Raw genomic sequence first — 17,734 nt, 5'->3', positions numbered from 1 at the left:
CGACGTTGACGACGCGAGCCGTCTGATACCTGCTTCTTTCGGCGCTGCGGGGCAGGAGGATGCTGGTCACGGTATCAGGATGATCGATCCGCTCGTGCGACGCGTTTCGAGTGCCAGCTGTGCTTCGGCAGCATCGCGTAGCGGCAGGCGGAGGCCGATCTCGATATCGAGTTTTCCTGCTGCGATCATCGCGAACAACGCTCCTGCCGCTGCATCGAGCTCCGCCCTATCGGCAATATAGTCGAACAGCCTCGGTCTGGTGAGGAACAGCGAACCGCGGCGGGTCAGTTCGAGCGGGCTTGTCGGCGGCACCGGACCCGAGGCATTGCCGAAGCTGACCATCAGCCCGCGCCGCCTCAACGAATCGAGCGAAGCCTCCCAGCTGGCCGCACCGACGCCGTCGAATACCGCGTCGACCCCGCAGCCATCGGTCGTCTCACGCACCGCCGCCGCCAAGACGTCGAAGCCGCAGTGCAGCGACAGCTCGGCGCCGAGCTGTTTCGCCAGCGCGGCCTTCTCGGCGCTACCGCCATGGGCGATGACCTTCACGCCAATGGCATTCAGCCACTGCACGAGGAGCCGCCCGACGCCACCGGCCGCAGCGAGCACGAGGGCGGTCTGCCCCGCCTTCATCTTGGCGCAACCGGCTATCAACGCGTGCGCGGTCAGGCCCTTGAGGATAGCTGCCGCTGCCGTTTCGTCACCGATATCATCGGGAAGGGCGATCAGCCGATCGACCGGGACGTCCTGCCAAGTCGCATAGCTGCCCGGTGTCCACAGCGCATAGCCGACGCGCTTACCGGTCTGCAGCGCGGTCACGCCTTCGCCGATCGCTTCGATTATCCCAACCGCTTCGACGCCCAGCGCCGCCGGCAGCGGTTGTGGGTAGAGGCCAGTGCGATGATATATGTCGATGAAGTTCACGCCGATCGCGCGATGGCGAACCCGCACATGGCCGGGCGGCACCGGCCCGTCGTCGATCGGCACGGCGGCGATGACCTCGGGACCGCCAAAAGCCTGCGCGACGAGCCGGTAGCCGCTCATGCGAGATGCTGTGCGAAGAACGCCTCGGTGCGGCCATCTGCAAGTTGCGCGCCTGCCTCGTTGCGGCGATTGCCCATCTGGGCGGCAAAGCCATGGTCGAGGCCGGGATAGTCGTACAGCGTCACCTTGGGGTGGCCGTCGAGCCCCTCGTGCATCTTCTGCTGGGCCTCGGCCGGTACGAAACCGTCGGCTTGGGGAATGTGGAGCATCAGCGGATGGGCGATGGCGTGCGCCTCGCCGAGAAGGCCATCGAGACCGACGCCATAATAGCCCACTGTCGCGTTGATGTCGGTGCGGGTGGCGGTCAGGAAGGCGAGCCGTCCGCCCAGGCAATAGCCGACCGCCCCGACTTTGCCGCCGCCAACCATCTTGCGGGCTTCGCGGATCGTTGCCTCTATGTCTCTGATCCCGGCTTCCTGATCGAATTCGCCGAACAGCCTAAAGCCTTCCTGCAGGTCATCGGGTACATCGGCGTCGAGTTCTATGCCGGGCCTTATGCGCCAGAACAGGTCGGGCGCGATCGCCAGATAGCCCTTCGACGCCCACTCGTCGCATTTCGCGCGAATCCCGGCGTTAACGCCGAAGATCTCCTGGATCACGATGACGGCCGCCTTCGGTGCGGAAACCGGCTGCGACGTATAGGCAAGAAACTCCTCATCTCCACCTAACGTGTTGATTTCAGTGTAGCTTTTCATAGAAGGCCTCCTCTTCGCTCATGGTCCAGCAGCCATGTCTTGGTGACGGTTCCGCGCCCCGCCGAATAGTGCCCGATCGCGCCGCCGCTGCCTACCACGCGGTGGCAGGGTATCACGATCGGGAAGGGGTTGCGCGCGCAGGCCTGACCGATGGCGCGGGGGCTCGATCCTGCGGCCTTCGCGACCGCCCCGTAGCTCAACGTCTCGCCGGGCGGGATGCCGGTGATCGCCGCGCGCAAAGCTTCGCCGCGCACGGTGGCCATCGGAGCGAGCGGCACGTTGAAGGCGGTGAAGCCCGCCGAGAAATAGGCGCTTAGCTGCCGCACCGCCTCGGCGACGGGCGAACCCGGTGCTGGTGCCGATGGATCGTCGTCGCGAGCGGCCGGCATCGGTTCGCCGCCGTCAAGAATATGAATCGACCGCAGATGGAGATCATCGCCATCGATAAGGATGGGCCCCAGGGCCGAGAGGAGGATCGCTTTTGTCATGGACGTGCGCTTCGCGAGACTCTAGCGATAGCGTATGGCGTTTCAATGATGTTGGAGGCGTGCGTGAAGGTCACGGTAGATGTCGATTGCACGCCCGAAGAGGCGCGCCGGTTCATGGGATTGCCTGACATGTCGGCTGTCCACGAAGTCTATACCGATAAGATGCGGAAGTTCGTCGAGGAAGGCGTCACGCCCGATGCGCTGCAGGACATGATGCGCAACTGGATGCCGATGGGCGAAGCGGGCATGAATCTGTGGCGGACCATGTTCGATCAGATGAGTCGTGCAGGCGGCGGACAGTAAGGCGAGCGCCACCGCGACGATCTTTGCCCTGTCGAGCGGCGCGCCGCCGGCGGGGGTTGCGGTGGTCCGGATCAGCGGCCCCCATGCCGGCAGCGTCGTTGATCGCCTGACCGGGCGCCCGCGGCCCGTGCCGCGCCGCGCGGTGCTGCGGACATTGCGAGACCCCGGGAATAGCACGCCCCTCGATCGGGCGCTGCTGCTCTGGCTGCCCGGCCCCGGCAGCGCCACCGGCGAGGATATGGTCGAACTTCATCTCCACGGCGGCCGTGCCGTGACGGCCGCCGTGCTGGAGGCACTGGCGAGACTGGCGGGGCTGCGGGCAGCAGAAGCCGGTGAGTTCACCCGTCGGGCCTTCGAACATGGCCGGATTGATCTCAACGAGGCCGAAGCGCTCGGGGATCTGTTGGCGGCGGAAACCGAAGCGCAGCGGCGAAACGCGATGCTGCTTGCCAGCGGCGCGCTGAGCCGCGCCATCGATGATTGGCAGCACCGAATCCTGGCGCTGTCCGCGAGACTTGAGGCCGAGCTCGACTTTTCCGACGAGGATGATGTCACGCCGTTCGACCCGGGTTTTGCGGATGCGCTGGCCCGGCTCGGCGCGGAGGTGACGCACTGGCAGGGCCGCGCGCCCGTCGAGCGGCTGCGCGACGGCATAAGGGTGGTACTCGCCGGTCCGCCCAATGCAGGCAAATCGACGCTGCTCAACGCATTGGCTGGGCGGGAGGCGGCGATCGTCACCGCGGCCGCCGGAACCACAAGGGACCTCATCGAGGTACCGGTGGCGATCGGTGGCCTTCCTTTTCTGTTGGTCGACACTGCCGGGCTGCACGCCGGCAGCGGCGACATCGTCGAGGCGATCGGCATGGACCGCGCCGCCCAGGCCATCGCCGCGGCCGATATCCTGCTGTGGCTGGGCGAACCCGAAGACGCGCCAGCCGGCGCGATCCGGCTCGGAGCCCAGGCGGACCGGATGTCGCATGAGGTCGCGCGTTTCGACCTCCTGCTGTCCGCCCGATCAGGTGTCGGCATGGGCGCGTTGACCACCCTGCTCATGCGCCGCGCGGCGCAACTTTTGCCCGGGGAAGGGGAGGCGGCGCTGTCTGCGCGGCAACGCGACGCACTGGCACGGCTCGGCGAAGCCTTGGTGTTGGCAGGGGGAGAGGATGATCCCCTGCTGATCGCCGAGGCATTGCGGCTCGCGCGCCGCGCCATCGATGCACTGACCGGTCGTGCGGGAACGGAGGAGATGCTCGATGGCCTGTTCGGGCGTTTCTGCATCGGCAAATGACTGTTCCACGTGGAACAGTTTTGACTCGGCGGCGTGGCTGGGATAGCCGCGCGACATGGCGGATAGCTATGACGTAATTGTGGTCGGCGGCGGCCATGCTGGGTGCGAAGCAGCGGCCGCTGCGGCGCGGATGGGTGCACGGGTTGCGCTGGTCAGCATGCGCCGGGACATGATCGGCGCGATGTCGTGCAATCCGGCGATCGGCGGTTTGGGCAAGGGACATCTCGTGCGCGAAGTCGATGCCTGCGATGGCCTGATTGCGCGCGCTGCCGATCGGGCGGCACTGCATTACCGCATGCTCAACAGCAGCAAGGGCGCGGCGGTGCAGGGGCCGCGGGTTCAGGCCGACCGTCGACTCTACAAGGCGGCGATTCATGATCTTCTCGGCGAAACCAGCGGCCTCGATATTATCGAGGGATCGGCCGAGCGTCTTATCGGCGATGTTCCACGTGGAACGGGTGGACTGCTGTTGGCAGACGGGAGGCGACTCCACGCATCGGCGGTCGTGCTTGCAACCGGCACGTTCCTGAACGCGCGTCTCCATTTTGGCCTGGATTGCCGCAGCGGCGGGCGCGTTGGGGAAGCGGCCGCCATCGGGCTGGCGGATCAACTCCGGGCACTGAATCTGCCGATGGGGCGTCTCAAGACCGGGACGCCACCGCGGCTGGACGGTCGCACCGTCGACTGGGCGGGGCTCGATCGACAACCGTCCGATCAAACGGCGTGGACCTTTTCCGCGATGAGCTTGGGCCGTTCGGTACCCCAACTCGCTTGTGCGATCACGCGGACCAACGGCGAGACCCACAAAATCATCCGCAACAGCCTTGACCGGTCACCGCTCTTCTCCGGCGTGATCGAGGGGGTCGGGCCGCGCTATTGTCCTTCGATCGAGGACAAGGTCCACCGCTTCGCCGACCGCGACAGCCATCAGATCTTTCTGGAGCCGGAGGGACTCGACGATTCCACCGTCTATCCCAATGGGGTGTCGACATCGCTTCCTGCGGATGTGCAGCTCGCCATGCTGCGGACGGTGAAGGGGCTTGAGCGTGTCGAGATCGTCCAGCCCGGCTATGCCGTCGAATATGATTATGTCGATCCGCGCGCGCTGACCGCCGGACTGGCGCTGCGCGCGCTGCCCGGTGTGTTCTGCGCGGGGCAGATAAACGGCACCACCGGCTATGAAGAAGCCGCCGCACAGGGTCTTGCCGCCGGGATGAATGCGGCTGCCCACGCTGCAGGGCGGGACGAAATCCTGTTCGATCGGGCGACCAGCTATATTGGCGTAATGCTCGACGATCTGACGTTGCAGGGTGTTTCGGAGCCCTATCGGATGCTCACGGCGCGCGCCGAATACCGACTACGATTGCGGGCGGACAATGCGGGCACGAGGCTGACCGACTGGGCAGATGGCCATGGCGTGGTCGGCGCTGCTCGCCGTGCGCTGCACCGATCGCGAAGCTCGGCGCGGGAAAAGCTGCTGTCGGCGCTCGACAGCCGTGCTGTCGGTGCCGTCGAGATGGCGTCGGCCGGCGCGTCGGTTACGGCGGATCACGCGAAACGCAGCCTGTCGGAATGGCTCAGATTCACCGACGTCGGTGCGGAGCATCTCGGCGGCTTCGTTGCGGAACTGAGCGACGTCGCACCCGATGTGGTGGGCGAGGTGATCCAGGATTGCCGTTATGCGCCCTATCTGCTCCGGCAGGACCTGGAGATTGCCCGCCTTCGCGCTGACGAGCGAATCGCGTTGGGCCGGATCACCGACTATGGCTCCATCGGCGGCCTCTCCAACGAGATGGTCGAGCGGCTCAACGCCGCCCGGCCCGCCGATCTGGGCGCCGCGGGACGAATCCGCGGCGTCACTCCGGCGGCGCTTGCTGCGATCATGGTGCACGCCCGGCGGCATGCCGCGTGACGGAGGATGAAGCCCGCACCTGGATGGCGTCCAATGTTCCACGTGAAACGCTGACGCGGGTCGAAGCCTTTGCGGGGCTGATCGTGCGGGAGATGCCGCGGCAGAACCTGATCGCGGCCTCTACCGCCGAGCATATCTGGGTACGTCACATTCTGGACTCGGCCCAGCTCCTGGCGCTCGCACCCATGGGCGCGAGCAGCTGGATCGATCTCGGCGCCGGGGCGGGCTTCCCCGGTATCGTGATCGCGCTGATGGTCCCGAGCCTGCGCGTCACCCTCGTCGAGTCCCGCCGTAAGCGGATCGATTTCCTGACATCGGCGGTCGAGACCCTGGGTTTGGCGGCTCGGGTCACCGTGGCCGGCAAGCGGCTCGAGATGCTCGATGCCACCCATTTTGACGTGATCAGCGCGCGTGCCTTTGCGCCGCTGGATCGACTGCTGCCGCTCGCTCACCGGTTTTCCCGCGACGAGACATGCTGGCTGCTTCCGAAAGGGCGAAGCGCCGTATCCGAACTGGAAGCTGTCATGACTTCGTGGCAGGGTGATTTCCGGATCGTACCCAGCATGACCGATCCCGAGGCGGCGATCATCGCCGCAGCGAAGGTGCAGCCAAGGGCCAGAGGCCAAAAGGAACGCCGATGATCCGCATCGCGATCGCCAACCAGAAGGGCGGAGTGGGCAAGACCACCACCGCGATCAATCTTGCTACGGCGTTGGCGGCGACCGGCTGGCGGGTGTTGCTCATCGATTTCGACCCGCAGGGCAACGCCTCCACCGGCCTGGGCATCGACCAGGCACAGCGCGACAAATCCAGCTACGAACTGCTGCGGGACGACTGCTCGTTGGCCGAGGCGGTGATCCCGACCAAGGTGCCGCGGCTCGATATCGTCCCGGCGACTGTCGACCTGTCCGGTGCGGAGATCGAGCTGATCGAGGTCGAGCGGCGGACCCACAGATTGCACGCCGCCATCGCGCAGGAGGAGTCGCGCTGGGATGTCTGCCTGATCGACTGCCCGCCCTCGCTCGGACTCCTCACCGTCAACGCCCTGGTCGCGGCGAACATGATGCTTGTGCCGCTGCAATGCGAGTTCTTCGCGCTGGAGGGGCTGAGCCAGCTCCTCCAGACGATCGAGCGGGTGCGCGCGCGGTTCAATCCGCAGCTGTCGATCCTCGGTGTCGCCCTCACCATGTATGACCGACGCAACCGGCTGTCGGACCAGGTCGCGAGCGATGTGCGCGCAGTGTTGGGGGATGTAGTGTTCGAAACGGTGATTCCGCGCAATGTACGTCTGTCGGAGGCGCCGAGCCATGGCGTCCCGGCGCTGATCTACGATCATCGCTGCGCCGGTTCCGAAGCCTATATCGCGCTGGCCCGGGAATGCATCACTCGGCTGACCAAGACGGCGCAGGCGGCATGAGCGCCGATACTCCGCGTCGCGGTCTCGGCCGCGGCCTGTCCGCGTTGATGGGTGAAGCGGCGATCGAGCAGCCGACCGCGCCCGGCGCAGCGCGGCCGGCCGGCGTCCAGACCGTTTCGATCTCGCTGCTGGAGCCCAATCCCGATCAGCCGCGGCGGCAGTTCGACGCGGACGCGCTCGACGAATTGGCGGGCTCGATCGCAGCGCGCGGGATGATCCAGCCGATCCTGGTCCGGCCGCATCCGACGATGGGCGGCTACCAGATCGTCGCGGGTGAGCGACGCTGGCGAGCGGCCCAGCGCGCGCGGTTGCACGACGTTCCTGTGATCGTGCGTGAACTTTCGGATACCCAGACGCTCGAGCTCGCAATCGTTGAGAACATCCAGAGACAGGATCTTAACGCGATAGAAGAGGCTGAGGCTTATCAGAGGCTTACCAGCGATTTTGGCCATACCCAGGAAGCGTTGGGCAAGCTTGTCGCCAAATCGCGCAGCCATGTCGCCAATCTGCTGCGGCTGCTGGAATTGCCCAAGCCCGTCCGCGACATGGTGGCCGATGGCCGGCTGTCGATGGGACACGCCCGCGCGTTGATCACGGCGCCGGACGCCGAGGCGCTGGCCGGGGAGGTGCTGCGCCGGGACCTGTCCGTACGCGACACCGAGAAGCTGGCGCGGGCGGGCAAGACCGGCAGCAGCAGCAGCAGCGCGAGGCCCCCCAAGGCCGCCGGTGCGCTCGATGCCGATGTCGGCGCGCTCGAGCGCCAGCTTGGCGATATACTGGGCCTTAAGGTAACGATCGAGCATGGCGACAGGGGCGGCCAGCTGACGGTCGGCTATTCGACGCTCGACCAGCTCGACCTGATCTGTCAGCGGCTGAGCGGCGAGCCGATCTGAGGGTTCTATGAGGGTTGCCATTTAAACCCCGTCCGTGAGGAGAGGTTTCTCAGCGCCGGCCCGCTGCCGCTGCTCGCGCGATGGTCAATATCTCATCGCCGATCAGCACCATGCCGGCGGTTCCCGAGCGCTTGTAGGCGCGTTCGAGCGCGGCGAGGCGGGTGGTGGCAGTGGCGATGCGGTCCGGCGACCAGCGCTGCAGGAGTCCGGACACGACCTTCTGGTCCTTCCAGAAAATGCCGCGGCCGGAGCTCGCCATTACCGCGTCGACGCTCTGGCCGGCCGCAACCTCTGCGCGGAGCGGCGCGATCTGGGCGAGGCGGCGGAGCAGCGCGCGAACCAGGCTGATTCCCTCGGTCGCTCCGATCAGCGCCAGCTCGGCCGCGGCACGCTCTGGGCGGCCGCCCAGTACGGCGTCGACGATCGCGCTGAGATCGCTTTCGTCATTGGCGGCGCCGATCTCCGCAAGCGCGGCGGCGTCGGCCGGTTTCGGATCCTCCGGTGAGGCGTCGAGATACAGCGCCAGCTTTTCAATCTCGCGGCTCATCAACGCCCTATCGGCATTGGTGGCGGAGACCAGCGCCTGGGCGGCGCGTGGCTCGAGCCGCAAACCGTGCTCGCGCGCGATGTCGATCACGACCTTGTCGGCCTGGGCGCCCTCGGGAACATAGCTCGCGAAGGCGAGCGCCGCCGGAGAGGCGAGGGCGAGCTTCACCAGCTTGGCATCCTTGCGCAGATTGCCAGCGACCAACACGACCGGGTTGCCGGCCGACGGTGCCTCCATCAGCGCCTCGACCGCATCGATCGCGTCATCGGTCGCGGGATCGACGCGGATATGGCGGGCGCCGCCGAACAGAGAAATCGATGCCGCCTCATCCGCGAGCAATGCCGGATCGGATTTGAGCTGGCCGGAAGCGAAATCGATCCGCTCCGCATCCGCGCCGAACGCCTTGTCGATCCGCGATGCCAGCATGCGCGAACCCGATTCATCGGGCCCGTAGAGCAGGAACAGGCGGACGGCAGGGTCGGGCTTGTCGAGCGCCCGCGCGATCTGGCCGGCATCAGCCTTCACTTGCCCGCGCTGCGTCCCGCATAGGTTGCGACCCGCGCGACGATCTGGTCGGCGAGGGTTTCGGTCAGCCGTTCAAGCGCGGTCTGTTCGGCGGCCGCGGTGGCATATTCCGACCCGGCGACGTCGATGCCGGCATCGGCCGAGGCGCTCTGGTCCAGCAGCACGCTGCCCGTGGCGGCATCGAGCAGTCGGTAGCGGGCGCGCAAGGTCCGCCGTTCGCGGCTGATGGCATTGTCCTGGCGTACGCCGAAGCCGGTGATCTGGTCGTCCAGTTCGACTTCGAGGCGGAAGCGGGGACTGGCTTGGCCCTGGCGGTGGAGCCGGTCGTTGAGCGCATTGCGAACCAGCCAGCCGCGCTGGCCGCCGATCGGCCCAACCTCGACGGCGCTCAGCGTCGTTGCGACCGGCCCGGCGCCGCCATCGGCATAGAGAGGATGCAGTCCGCAGCCGGACAGCATGGCGGCCAGCGCCAGCGGGGCGAGGAGGCGGGCGGCCAGCTTCATGCGACGATGTTCACGAGACGGTCCGGCACAACGATCACCTTCTTCGGAGCAACGCCTTCGAGCAATTTGCCGATCTTGTCCGACTGCATCGCCATCGCCTCGAGCGCGTCCTTGCTGGCGCCTTTCGGGGCGGTCAGGGTGTCGCGCAGCTTGCCGTTGATCTGTACGGCGATCGTGACCTCGTCGTCGATCAGCAGCGCGGGATCATGCGCCGGCCAGGCCGCATCCGCAACCAGCCCGCTTTCGCCCAGGCGGGCCCAGGCTTCCTCGGCCAGGTGCGGCACCATCGGCGCGATCAGGCGCACCAGCGTACGCGCCGCGGCGGTGCGGCTTGCCGAGGGAGCGGCCTTCTCGATCGTATTGGTGAGTTCGTGGACCTTGGCGATCGCCCGGTTGAAGCCCAGCGTGTCGATATCGGCGGCGATGCCGGCGATTGCCCGGTGCAGCTTGCGATCGAGATCCTTGTCGGCGCCTTCGCCCGGCTCGGACGCATCGGTGATCCGCCACAGCCGGTTGACGAAGCGCCAGCATCCCTCGATGCCGCTCTCGGTCCATTCCAGGTCGCGCTCGGGCGGGCTATCCGACAGCATGAACCAGCGCACCGCGTCGGCGCCATATTGATCGACGATCGGACCGGGATCGACGACGTTCTTCTTGGACTTCGACATCTTCTCGATGCGGCCCAGCGTCGCCGGCTCGCCGGTCGCAGTGACGATACCGTTCGTGACTTCTTCGGGGCTGAGCCACTGGCCGTCCGGCGCCCGGTAGGTCTCGTGCGTCACCATGCCCTGGGTGAACAGCCCGGTGAACGGCTCCTTGATGCCGATCTTGCCGATCCGCTCGAGCGCGCGGGTCCAGAAGCGGGCGTAGAGCAGGTGGAGGATGGCATGCTCTACCCCGCCGATATACTGGCCGACCGGCAGCCAGCTTTCCGCGACGGCGCGATCGAACGGTTTGTCACCCGGCTGGCTGGCAAAGCGGATGAAATACCAGCTGGAATCGGCGAAGGTATCGAGCGTGTCGGTCTCGCGTCGGGCCGGCTTGCCGCAGCTCGGGCAATCGACATGCTTCCACGTCGGGTGGCGGTCGAGCGGATTGCCAGGAATGTCGAAGCTGACATCCTCGGGCAGCACCACCGGAAGCTGCTCCCTGGGGACGCCGACCGGCCCGCAATCCTCACAGTGGATGATCGGGATCGGGGTGCCCCAATAGCGCTGGCGCGAGACGCCCCAGTCGCGCAGCCGCCAGACCGTGGTGCCGGTGCCCCAGCCCTCGGTTTCGCCCCGTGCGATCACCGCGGCCTTGGCGTCCTCGACCGACAGGCCGTCGAGAAAGCTGGAATTGACGATCCTGCCGGGGCCGACATAGGCTTCGTCGTGGATCGGCGCGGCAGCCTCGTCGGGCGAGGGGGCGACGACGCGCTTGACCGGCAGCGCATATTTGCGCGCGAAATCAAGATCGCGCTGGTCGTGGGCCGGGCAGCCGAACACCGCGCCCGTGCCATAGTCCATCAGCACGAAATTGGCGACGAACAGCGGCAGCTTCCAGCTTGGATCGAGCGGGTGGATCACCGATAATCCGGTATCATATCCCTTCTTTTCAGCGGTTTCGATCTCGGCCGCGGCGGTGCCGGTGCGCTTGCATTCGGCGATGAACGCCTCGAGCGCCGGGTCGCCGGCGCCGAGCGCCTGCGCGATCGGGTGATCGGCGGCGATCGCCGCGAAGCTCGCGCCGAACAGCGTATCCGGCCGCGTCGTGAACACCTCGAGGTCGGTGATGTTGCGGGCGGGCGCGTCGAGCTGGAAGGTGAAGCGCATGCCCTGCGACTTGCCGATCCAATTCTCCTGCATCGTCCGGACCTTTTCGGGCCACTGGTCGAGCGTGGAGAGGCCTTCGAGCAGTTCCTCGGCGAAGTCGGTGATCTTGAGGAACCACTGACTGAGCTTGCGTCGTTCCACCAGGGCGCCCGAGCGCCAGCCGCGGCCGTCGATCACCTGCTCGTTGGCGAGCACGGTCATGTCGACCGGATCCCAGTTGACGGCGGCTTCCTTGCGATAGACCAGGCCGGCGGCGTAGAGATCGAGGAACAGTGCCTGTTCCTGGCCATAATAATCGGGCTCGCACGTGGCCAGTTCCCGGCTCCAGTCGAGCGCGAAGCCCAGCCGCTTCAGCTGCTCGCGCATCGCCGCGATATTGGCGCGGGTCCAGTCGCCAGGGTGGACCTTCTTTTCCATCGCCGCGTTTTCTGCGGGCATGCCGAAGGCGTCCCAACCCATCGGGTGGAGCACCTCATGGCCCTGCATACGCCGGAACCGGGCGAGCACGTCGCCCATCGTATAGTTGCGGACATGGCCCATATGGATGCGCCCCGATGGATAGGGGAACATCTCAAGCACATAGCTTTTCGGTTTGGGGCTGTCGTCGCGCGCATGGAAGGTGCCCTGGCTCTCCCAGACCCCCTGCCAGTGCGCGTCCGCCTTCACATGGTTGAAACGCGCGTTCACGTGGTCATTGGCCTTTTACCCGGCGCTCAGCCGGCAATGGTCGCGCGGCGCAGATCGCGCGCCTTGGTCAGGATGATGTCTTCAAGCTTCTGGGCGGTCGCGGCCTGCACCGCGGAATCGACCCAGCTGCCGTTCGCCAGCACCTGACGCTGCGGCGCCACGCGCACCGCGTCGGCGCGCAGGTCCGAGTCGAGGATGGTGACGGTCAGCTTCATCCGCTCGGCCGGCTGGTTCGGATTGGTGTACCAGTCGGTGACGATCACGCCGCCGTTCGAATCGGTTTGCAGCAGCGGCATGAAGGAAAGCGTCTCGAGCGACGCTTTCCACAGATAGGCGTTCACGCCGATCGTCGTGGTCTTCGCCGCTGCCACGTCGGATGCAAACTGAGCCTTGTTCTTGCCGCCGCCGCAGCCGGCCAGCGAGGCGACAAGGGCTAGGGCGATCCCGGTGCGAAGGGTAGGGCTGGTCATCTTGGAGGCGGTCCTTGCGGCTCAATCTGCGGGGCGTTCTGCGCGATGCGCCGTTATAGACGTACCGACCGGCCCCGCAAGACCGAACGGGCCCGGGCGTCATGGCCCCTCAACCTCATGACGTGCAAAGCGGAGTGGAGGTCGATGCCGGTCATCGAGGGCGGGAGAGCGAACAGATTGTGGAGTCTGTGCAACAGCCGCCGGATTTCGCCAAAAGGCATATGGCAACGACTCACGGGGGGTGATAGGCATCCCATATATAAAAGAATGAGTTACGCAGGATGACATATCAGGGGGTCCACGGAAAGCTGGTTGGCGCCGTCGTTGCGGCGGCGCTGCTGCTGTGCGCCCCGGCCATATCCGCGAACCCCGCGCCCACTCCCAAAGTGAAGATCGACCGCAAGAAGGCCAGAGGTATCGGCTTTTTCGCGCCGGTCGCCGCCGATCCGCGGCAGGCGGCGCTGTTCGATCGCGTGGGCGGCAGCTTCGCCGAACCCAACTTCCGGTTTACGCCTTCGGGCGGCAGCAGCAAGCGCGCGGTCACCGTTGCGATTCGCGCGCGCAACAACCGTTCGAACGCCGGAATGACGGTGGCGGTCAACAGCCCTGCGATCAATGCCGGGCTGGCGCCCTCGGCCTATAGCCTGGGCGCTTCGCTTGGCTGGAAGCATTTCGCGCTATCGGGCGATTTCGCGCGGATCGATGGCGGTGCGGTGCCGGACGACCGTCAGCTCGCGGATATCGGCGTGAGCTATTCGGGCTCGAAGTGGAGCACCCGCCTGTTGTTCGGTGCGGAGCGCGCCACCGGTCAGAACAATCTCGGCGGTCCCGACGAAGCGCTGTCGGTCGACCTGGGCGGCTCCTATTCGCTCACCCGCAATCTCGAACTGTCCGGTGGCCTGCGCTACAAGACGCAGCGCGAGCGCCTGGACATGACGAGCGATCTGCGCCGCGACAGCCAGGCGATCTATATCGGGACGGCGTTCCGCTTCTAGAGTGATTTCAAGTCAGGTCGAATCACCTGACGACCGGAAATCACGGCAACAAAAGTCTAGGGCCCCACGCGTCGATCGCCGCCCATCCGTAAGCACCGCAGCGCACGGCCATCCTTCCCCTGATCCGGTCCATGCCGCCCAGTGCGATTACAGGTAGCAGGGTCGCTCGAGCCAGCGTGGCGAAACGCATCCGGCCGAGCGACCGGGCGCCGGCATGCGAGCGCGTCGCGTGCAGTGGCGACAGGAAGATCGCGGCTGCGCCCGAACGCTCCGCACGCCTGATCTCGCGCAGGCTATGGGCCGGAGCGGTACCGTAGCGGGGCGGGTGGGCCAGGGCATGATGCGCGCCGTCTGCCCGCCAGCGGCGCGCCTCGCGATCTCCGGCGGCAAGCAGCAGAACGAGGCCCTGTTTCCGGGCGATCCGCCGCACCCGCTCGAACAGCTGCCGCCGTTCCGTCATGGCGCTGGCCTTGTGACGAAAAACGATACCCGCTCCGGCCGGCAGGCGCGCGATCGCCGCCCATAAGCCGTTGCCCTGGCGCTCGTCGGTCATCATCCACAGGCGCGGAAGCTCGGGGTGGCGGGGCCTCATTGCGCCACCTATAGCGAAGCGCATGGCCGATATCGACACCACCGCCGCCCGACGCCTTGCCGACATCCGCAAGCGCATCGCCCATGCCGCCGAGCTTGCCGGACGCGATCCCGCCGGAATCGAGCTGATCGCAATCTCCAAGACGCGTGAAGCGCCCGACATCGCCCCGCTGCTCGCGGCCGGCCAGGCGAGCTTCGGCGAGAATCGTGTCCAGGAGGCCGAAGCGAAATGGCCGGCGCTGCGGGAGGGCCGCGCCCTGCGCATCCATGTCGTCGGCCAGCTCCAGTCCAACAAGGCGCGCGAAGCGGTCGCGCTGTTCGACGCGATCCACTCGATCGACCGTCCTTCGCTGATCGAGGCGCTGGCGCGCGCGCTCGGCGCGAGCGAGCGCCGGCCCGACTGCTTCATCCAGGTCAATATCGGCGAGGAGGCGCAGAAGGGCGGCTGCGCGATCGCTGATCTACCGACCATCCTGCAGCAGGCGCGCGACGCCGGCTTGGCGGTGGCCGGCCTGATGGCGGTGCCGCCCGCCGAAGTCGAGGCCGCACCCTATTTCGCGCTGCTCGCCAAGCTCGCCCGGCGGCATGGGCTGGCGGGCCTCAGCATGGGCATGTCCTCCGACTTCGAAACGGCGGTGATGCTGGGCGCGACCCATGTGCGCGTCGGCACGGCCTTGTTCGGCGAGCGTCGATGACAGGATCGGTCGCCATCAGCTCCTGAACCAGCGCGCCGCGGCGAAATAAGCTGCGACGCCAAGTCCGACCAGCACGCTGAACCCGGTCACCGCCCAGAAGGACAGCGGGTGGTGAGCATAGGGGATGCCATCGACGTTCATCCCGAACAGGCCGGTGACGAAGGTGAGCGGCAGGAAGATCAGCGCAACCACCGCGATGATCAGCGAGCGGCGATCGATCTTCTCCGCGCGGAGATCGGTGATCTGTTCGTGCAGCAGCGCCGATCGCTCGCGCACCGCCTCGAGCTCCTCGGCCATGCGTGCGAAGCGGTCGGCGGCCTCGCGCAGGTGGATGCGGTCTTCATCCTCGATCCAGCCATATTCGAGCTGCGACATCGCCTCGAGCGCCTGCCGCTGCGGGACGATGAAGCGGCGGTAGCTGATCGCGGTCGACCGCGCCTTGGCGATGTTCCGCCGCAGCGCGAAACCCTCGGCGGACAGCGCCAGCTCGCAGTCGTCGACCTGGTCGCCGAGATCGGCGACCACCGGATCGAGCTGGTGGCTGATCTGGACGGCGAGCGCCGCGATGAAGTCGCCGGGATCGAGGAACTCGCCCCGCTCCATCCGTTCGCGCAGATTTTCGAGCCCGGCCATATGACGATAGGTCACCGACACTACTCGCCCGCGCTCTGCCCAGATCCGGATCGAGACCAGTTCGTCGCCTTCCTCCTCGACGCTGAGGCGCGGTCCGCGAAGGTTGATGATCACGCCCTCGTGGAGCGGCTGGCAGCGCGGCCGGGTTTCGGCAGTGGTCAGGTTGAGGCGTGCGGTCGGCGGCAGCGCGTGCGCATCGTCGTCGAGCCAGCGCATCGCCTCCTCGTCTCGTCCGTCGAGATGTGTCCAGCAGAAATGCCCATTGTGGCGCTCGCCGATCGTCCAGCTGGTTGTCATGCGATCTCCAGATCGATCGAAAGGCCTGGACCAGGCATGGCGGGCGCAACGGGGCAACTTACGCGCAACGCGTCGGCGCGGGCACGGTCGAGGATCGCGTCAGGCACGTCGGCACGGTGGAAGACCCGGTCGGCCTGGCCGAGCAGCCGCGCCTGGCCGAGGGTGAGGTCGTCGGGATCGGCCGAGAGCAGGCGGATAACGACGAGCCGATCCTGCGCCGCGCCTTGCTCGCCACTCGCCCAGGCGTCTACGGCGCTCTCGCTGCCGTCGCGCAGAGGGTCGAGCGGGCCACCCTCGGCCAGGCCGGCGTCGATCGCGCGGCGCCGCGCATCGGCATCGGGCCAGCGCGCGCGGATCCGGCCGCGGGCTGCGAACAGATGGTCGGCGAGCGCTCCGAGCCTGGCGGGCAGCATGGTTTCCAGCCGCTGGCGCAGCGCCTTGGCGAGGCCCGCCGATCGGCCGCCGGTGCCGATCGCGAGCAACACCGGATTGCGGTCGATGATCGCCGGGAGGGTGAAATCGCACAAAGCGGGCCGATCTGCGACGTTGACCAGCAGGCCACGCGCCTTCAGCCGCAGCGCGGCGGCGGTCGCATCGTCATCGTCGTCGAGTGCGACGAAGCCGATCCGTGCATCGCTATCGCCTTCGCTCACCGGCACTGCGCCGGCCCGTTCGATCAACCGGCGCTTGGCCGCCGCCATGGCGCCATCGCCGATCAGGACCACCTGCCGTCCGGTCATGTCGAGAAAGATCGGCAGGCTGTGCATCGACGTCTTGTCGCGCGCGCCGCGGCTTTTGCCAAGCGGCATCGCGTGTGCCACATGCCGCCCGCAACGCGAGGAGAAAGCTGTGATTCCCAGGCGTAAGCTAGGCCCCTTCCTGGTCCACCCCATCGGCTTTGGCTGCATGGTGCTGAGCCAGGGCTATGGCGACATACCGCCGCCTGATTATGCCGAGCGTCTGCTCAATCGCGCCATCGATATCGGCTATGACTTTCTCGATACCGCCGCGATTTACGGCAATGGCCATAACGAGGCTCTGGTCGGCCGGGCGCTCAGGGGCCGTCGCGGAGAATTCACGCTCGCATCCAAGGCTGGCTTCAGCCTGGAGCCTGGCGTCCGCGCCGTCGATGGATCGCCGCAGTCGATCGCGCGGACACTCGACCGTAGCCTGGGGCTACTCGGCGTCGAGCATATCGACCTCTATTACCTTCACCGCCCGGATCCCAAGGTGCCGATCGAAGAGTCGGTCGGCGCACTGGCCCGCGCGGTCGAGGCCGGCAAGATCGGCGCGATCGGCCTGTCCGAGGTTTCGGCGGACCAGCTGCGCCGCGCGCACGCCATCCATCCGATCGCCGCGCTCCAGACCGAATATTCGCTATGGACCCGCAATCCCGAGATCGCGGTGCTCGACGCATGCCGGGAACTGGGGACGGCGTTCGTCGCCTTCTCGCCGGTGGGGCGCGGCTTCCTGGGCGGAGCGCTCGGCTCGGGCCATGTCTTCGGCCAGAATGACATGCGCCGGGTGATGCCGCGGTTCCAGGAGCCGCATTATGATCGAAACCTGGTCTTGCTGGAAGAATTTCGCGCTCTGGCCAGGACGATCGGCTGCACCCCGGCGCAGCTCGCAATCGCCTGGCTGCTGCATCGCGACCCCGATCTGGTGACGATCCCGGGCACCAAGAATATTGCCTATATGGAGGAGAATTTCGGCGCGGCCGACGTCAGCCTCACACCGGCTCAGATCGCGGAACTCGACGCCATGATCAACCAGCGGACGGTATCGGGAAGCCGTTATAATCCCACGATGCAGGCCACCGTGACGACCGAGGAGTTCGCCTGAGCAGGCTTCGCTAGCCTTATCTCAGATCCTTGATGAACGCCCGGATCGAGTCCGCGATCTCCGGCCGTTCCAGCGCGAGCGCGATGTTCGCC

At 66.7% G+C, this 17,734-nt stretch carries 19 protein-coding genes; 9 read left to right on the top strand and 10 right to left on the bottom strand.

All coding sequences use genetic code 11. The features are described 5' to 3' along the window. Positions 1 to 66: 66 nt before the first annotated feature. The 3 genes from AAC645_RS15950 to AAC645_RS15940 are packed head-to-tail and all read right to left on the bottom strand — an operon-like array spanning position 67 to position 2,227. Entirely contained in the window at positions 67 to 1,044 is a 978-nt protein-coding gene (locus AAC645_RS15950; RefSeq protein ID WP_340317452.1) for a quinone oxidoreductase family protein, read from the bottom strand. Further along, complete coding sequence (locus tag AAC645_RS15945) at positions 1,041 to 1,739, bottom strand: dienelactone hydrolase family protein (protein ID WP_340317451.1); 699 nt, start codon at positions 1,737 to 1,739, stop codon at positions 1,041 to 1,043. The genes AAC645_RS15950 and AAC645_RS15945 overlap by 4 nt, the downstream gene beginning before the upstream one ends. Next, the gene (locus tag AAC645_RS15940; RefSeq protein ID WP_340317450.1) at positions 1,736 to 2,227 is read right to left on the bottom strand and encodes a methylated-DNA--[protein]-cysteine S-methyltransferase; all 492 of its coding nucleotides are present in this window, start codon (positions 2,225 to 2,227) and stop codon (positions 1,736 to 1,738) included. The genes AAC645_RS15945 and AAC645_RS15940 overlap by 4 nt, the downstream gene beginning before the upstream one ends. A 63-nt stretch (positions 2,228 to 2,290) precedes the next feature. Here AAC645_RS15940 and AAC645_RS15935 point away from each other — a divergent pair, with 63 nt between their 5' ends. Genes AAC645_RS15935 through AAC645_RS15910 form a run of 6 tightly spaced genes read left to right on the top strand, consistent with a single transcriptional unit; the run spans position 2,291 to position 8,040 of the window. Continuing rightward, positions 2,291 to 2,530: a DUF6489 family protein gene (locus AAC645_RS15935; RefSeq protein WP_340317448.1), complete on the top strand. Its 240-nt coding sequence runs from the start codon at positions 2,291 to 2,293 to the stop codon at positions 2,528 to 2,530. Then, complete coding sequence (gene mnmE, locus AAC645_RS15930) at positions 2,511 to 3,818, top strand: tRNA uridine-5-carboxymethylaminomethyl(34) synthesis GTPase MnmE (protein ID WP_340317446.1); 1,308 nt, start codon at positions 2,511 to 2,513, stop codon at positions 3,816 to 3,818. The genes AAC645_RS15935 and mnmE overlap by 20 nt, the downstream gene beginning before the upstream one ends. A 55-nt stretch (positions 3,819 to 3,873) precedes the next feature. Next, a complete protein-coding gene (mnmG, locus tag AAC645_RS15925) occupies positions 3,874 to 5,730 on the top strand; it encodes a tRNA uridine-5-carboxymethylaminomethyl(34) synthesis enzyme MnmG (RefSeq protein ID WP_340317444.1) in 1,857 nt (618 codons plus the stop codon). Further along, the gene (gene rsmG / locus AAC645_RS15920) at positions 5,727 to 6,371 is read left to right on the top strand and encodes a 16S rRNA (guanine(527)-N(7))-methyltransferase RsmG (protein WP_340317442.1); all 645 of its coding nucleotides are present in this window, start codon (positions 5,727 to 5,729) and stop codon (positions 6,369 to 6,371) included. The genes mnmG and rsmG overlap by 4 nt, the downstream gene beginning before the upstream one ends. Continuing rightward, complete coding sequence (locus tag AAC645_RS15915) at positions 6,368 to 7,147, top strand: ParA family protein (protein WP_340317440.1); 780 nt, start codon at positions 6,368 to 6,370, stop codon at positions 7,145 to 7,147. The genes rsmG and AAC645_RS15915 overlap by 4 nt, the downstream gene beginning before the upstream one ends. Further along, positions 7,144 to 8,040 carry a ParB/RepB/Spo0J family partition protein gene (locus tag AAC645_RS15910; RefSeq protein WP_340317438.1) on the top strand — a complete coding sequence of 299 codons (897 nt, stop codon included), beginning with the start codon at positions 7,144 to 7,146 and terminating at the stop codon, positions 8,038 to 8,040. Before AAC645_RS15915 ends, AAC645_RS15910 begins: the two co-directional genes overlap by 4 nt. A gap of 49 nt (positions 8,041 to 8,089) precedes the next feature. On the opposite strand, the gene holA is transcribed toward AAC645_RS15910, so the two are convergent. The 4 genes from holA to AAC645_RS15890 are packed head-to-tail and all read right to left on the bottom strand — an operon-like array spanning position 8,090 to position 12,589. After that, positions 8,090 to 9,112 (bottom strand): DNA polymerase III subunit delta, encoded by a 1,023-nt coding sequence (gene holA, locus AAC645_RS15905; RefSeq protein ID WP_340317436.1) that lies wholly within the window; start codon positions 9,110 to 9,112, stop codon positions 8,090 to 8,092. Continuing rightward, positions 9,109 to 9,615 carry an LPS assembly lipoprotein LptE gene (gene lptE / locus AAC645_RS15900; RefSeq protein WP_340317435.1) on the bottom strand — a complete coding sequence of 169 codons (507 nt, stop codon included), beginning with the start codon at positions 9,613 to 9,615 and terminating at the stop codon, positions 9,109 to 9,111. Before lptE ends, holA begins: the two co-directional genes overlap by 4 nt. Further along, positions 9,612 to 12,119 carry a leucine--tRNA ligase gene (gene leuS, locus AAC645_RS15895; protein ID WP_340317434.1) on the bottom strand — a complete coding sequence of 836 codons (2,508 nt, stop codon included), beginning with the start codon at positions 12,117 to 12,119 and terminating at the stop codon, positions 9,612 to 9,614. Before leuS ends, lptE begins: the two co-directional genes overlap by 4 nt. 26 nt (positions 12,120 to 12,145) lie before the next feature. Next, positions 12,146 to 12,589: a DUF3576 domain-containing protein gene (locus AAC645_RS15890; RefSeq protein WP_340317433.1), complete on the bottom strand. Its 444-nt coding sequence runs from the start codon at positions 12,587 to 12,589 to the stop codon at positions 12,146 to 12,148. A 281-nt stretch (positions 12,590 to 12,870) separates the two neighbouring features. Here AAC645_RS15890 and AAC645_RS15885 point away from each other — a divergent pair, with 281 nt between their 5' ends. Then, a complete protein-coding gene (locus AAC645_RS15885; RefSeq protein ID WP_340317432.1) occupies positions 12,871 to 13,584 on the top strand; it encodes a porin in 714 nt (237 codons plus the stop codon). A gap of 40 nt (positions 13,585 to 13,624) precedes the next feature. On the opposite strand, the gene AAC645_RS15880 is transcribed toward AAC645_RS15885, so the two are convergent. Then, the gene (locus AAC645_RS15880; protein ID WP_340317431.1) at positions 13,625 to 14,176 is read right to left on the bottom strand and encodes a thiamine phosphate synthase; all 552 of its coding nucleotides are present in this window, start codon (positions 14,174 to 14,176) and stop codon (positions 13,625 to 13,627) included. 22 nt (positions 14,177 to 14,198) lie between these two features. Here AAC645_RS15880 and AAC645_RS15875 point away from each other — a divergent pair, with 22 nt between their 5' ends. Beyond that, positions 14,199 to 14,870: a YggS family pyridoxal phosphate-dependent enzyme gene (locus AAC645_RS15875; RefSeq protein WP_340317430.1), complete on the top strand. Its 672-nt coding sequence runs from the start codon at positions 14,199 to 14,201 to the stop codon at positions 14,868 to 14,870. Positions 14,871 to 14,885: 15 nt separating this feature from the next. Here the strand turns inward: AAC645_RS15875 and AAC645_RS15870 are convergent, their stop codons facing one another. Both AAC645_RS15870 and AAC645_RS15865 read right to left on the bottom strand, forming a co-directional pair. Continuing rightward, positions 14,886 to 15,800, bottom strand: a complete 915-nt coding sequence (locus tag AAC645_RS15870) for a zinc transporter ZntB (protein WP_340317429.1) — start codon at positions 15,798 to 15,800, stop codon at positions 14,886 to 14,888. Beyond that, positions 15,797 to 16,567: a precorrin-2 dehydrogenase/sirohydrochlorin ferrochelatase family protein gene (locus AAC645_RS15865; RefSeq protein ID WP_340317549.1), complete on the bottom strand. Its 771-nt coding sequence runs from the start codon at positions 16,565 to 16,567 to the stop codon at positions 15,797 to 15,799. Before AAC645_RS15865 ends, AAC645_RS15870 begins: the two co-directional genes overlap by 4 nt. An 82-nt stretch (positions 16,568 to 16,649) precedes the next feature. On the opposite strand from AAC645_RS15865, the gene AAC645_RS15860 reads away from it, so the two are divergent. After that, entirely contained in the window at positions 16,650 to 17,642 is a 993-nt protein-coding gene (locus AAC645_RS15860) for an aldo/keto reductase (protein WP_340317427.1), read from the top strand. Positions 17,643 to 17,734 lie beyond the last annotated feature (92 nt).

Source organism: Rhizorhabdus argentea (assembly GCF_037861105.1).
In the GTDB taxonomy this organism is placed as follows: Bacteria; Pseudomonadota; Alphaproteobacteria; order Sphingomonadales; family Sphingomonadaceae; genus Rhizorhabdus; species Rhizorhabdus argentea.
Note: the sequence above shows the minus strand (reverse complement) of the source record. Positions and strands in the feature narration are given on the sequence as shown.

Bases quoted from the DNA above. Each gene is read 5' to 3' on its own strand.
- AAC645_RS15950 (WP_340317452.1), bottom strand. From the start codon at position 1,044: ATGAGCGGCTACCGGCTCGTCGCGCAGGCTTTTGGCGGTCCCGAGGTC.
- AAC645_RS15945 (WP_340317451.1), bottom strand. From the start codon at position 1,739: ATGAAAAGCTACACTGAAATCAACACGTTAGGTGGAGATGAGGAGTTT.
- AAC645_RS15940 (WP_340317450.1), bottom strand. From the start codon at position 2,227: ATGACAAAAGCGATCCTCCTCTCGGCCCTGGGGCCCATCCTTATCGAT.
- mnmG (WP_340317444.1), top strand. From the start codon at position 3,874: ATGGCGGATAGCTATGACGTAATTGTGGTCGGCGGCGGCCATGCTGGG.
- AAC645_RS15915 (WP_340317440.1), top strand. From the start codon at position 6,368: ATGATCCGCATCGCGATCGCCAACCAGAAGGGCGGAGTGGGCAAGACC.
- AAC645_RS15910 (WP_340317438.1), top strand. From the start codon at position 7,144: ATGAGCGCCGATACTCCGCGTCGCGGTCTCGGCCGCGGCCTGTCCGCG.
- lptE (WP_340317435.1), bottom strand. From the start codon at position 9,615: ATGAAGCTGGCCGCCCGCCTCCTCGCCCCGCTGGCGCTGGCCGCCATG.
- AAC645_RS15890 (WP_340317433.1), bottom strand. From the start codon at position 12,589: ATGACCAGCCCTACCCTTCGCACCGGGATCGCCCTAGCCCTTGTCGCC.
- AAC645_RS15885 (WP_340317432.1), top strand. From the start codon at position 12,871: ATGACATATCAGGGGGTCCACGGAAAGCTGGTTGGCGCCGTCGTTGCG.
- AAC645_RS15880 (WP_340317431.1), bottom strand. From the start codon at position 14,176: ATGAGGCCCCGCCACCCCGAGCTTCCGCGCCTGTGGATGATGACCGAC.
- AAC645_RS15875 (WP_340317430.1), top strand. From the start codon at position 14,199: ATGGCCGATATCGACACCACCGCCGCCCGACGCCTTGCCGACATCCGC.
- AAC645_RS15870 (WP_340317429.1), bottom strand. From the start codon at position 15,800: ATGACAACCAGCTGGACGATCGGCGAGCGCCACAATGGGCATTTCTGC.
- AAC645_RS15865 (WP_340317549.1), bottom strand. From the start codon at position 16,567: ATGCACAGCCTGCCGATCTTTCTCGACATGACCGGACGGCAGGTGGTC.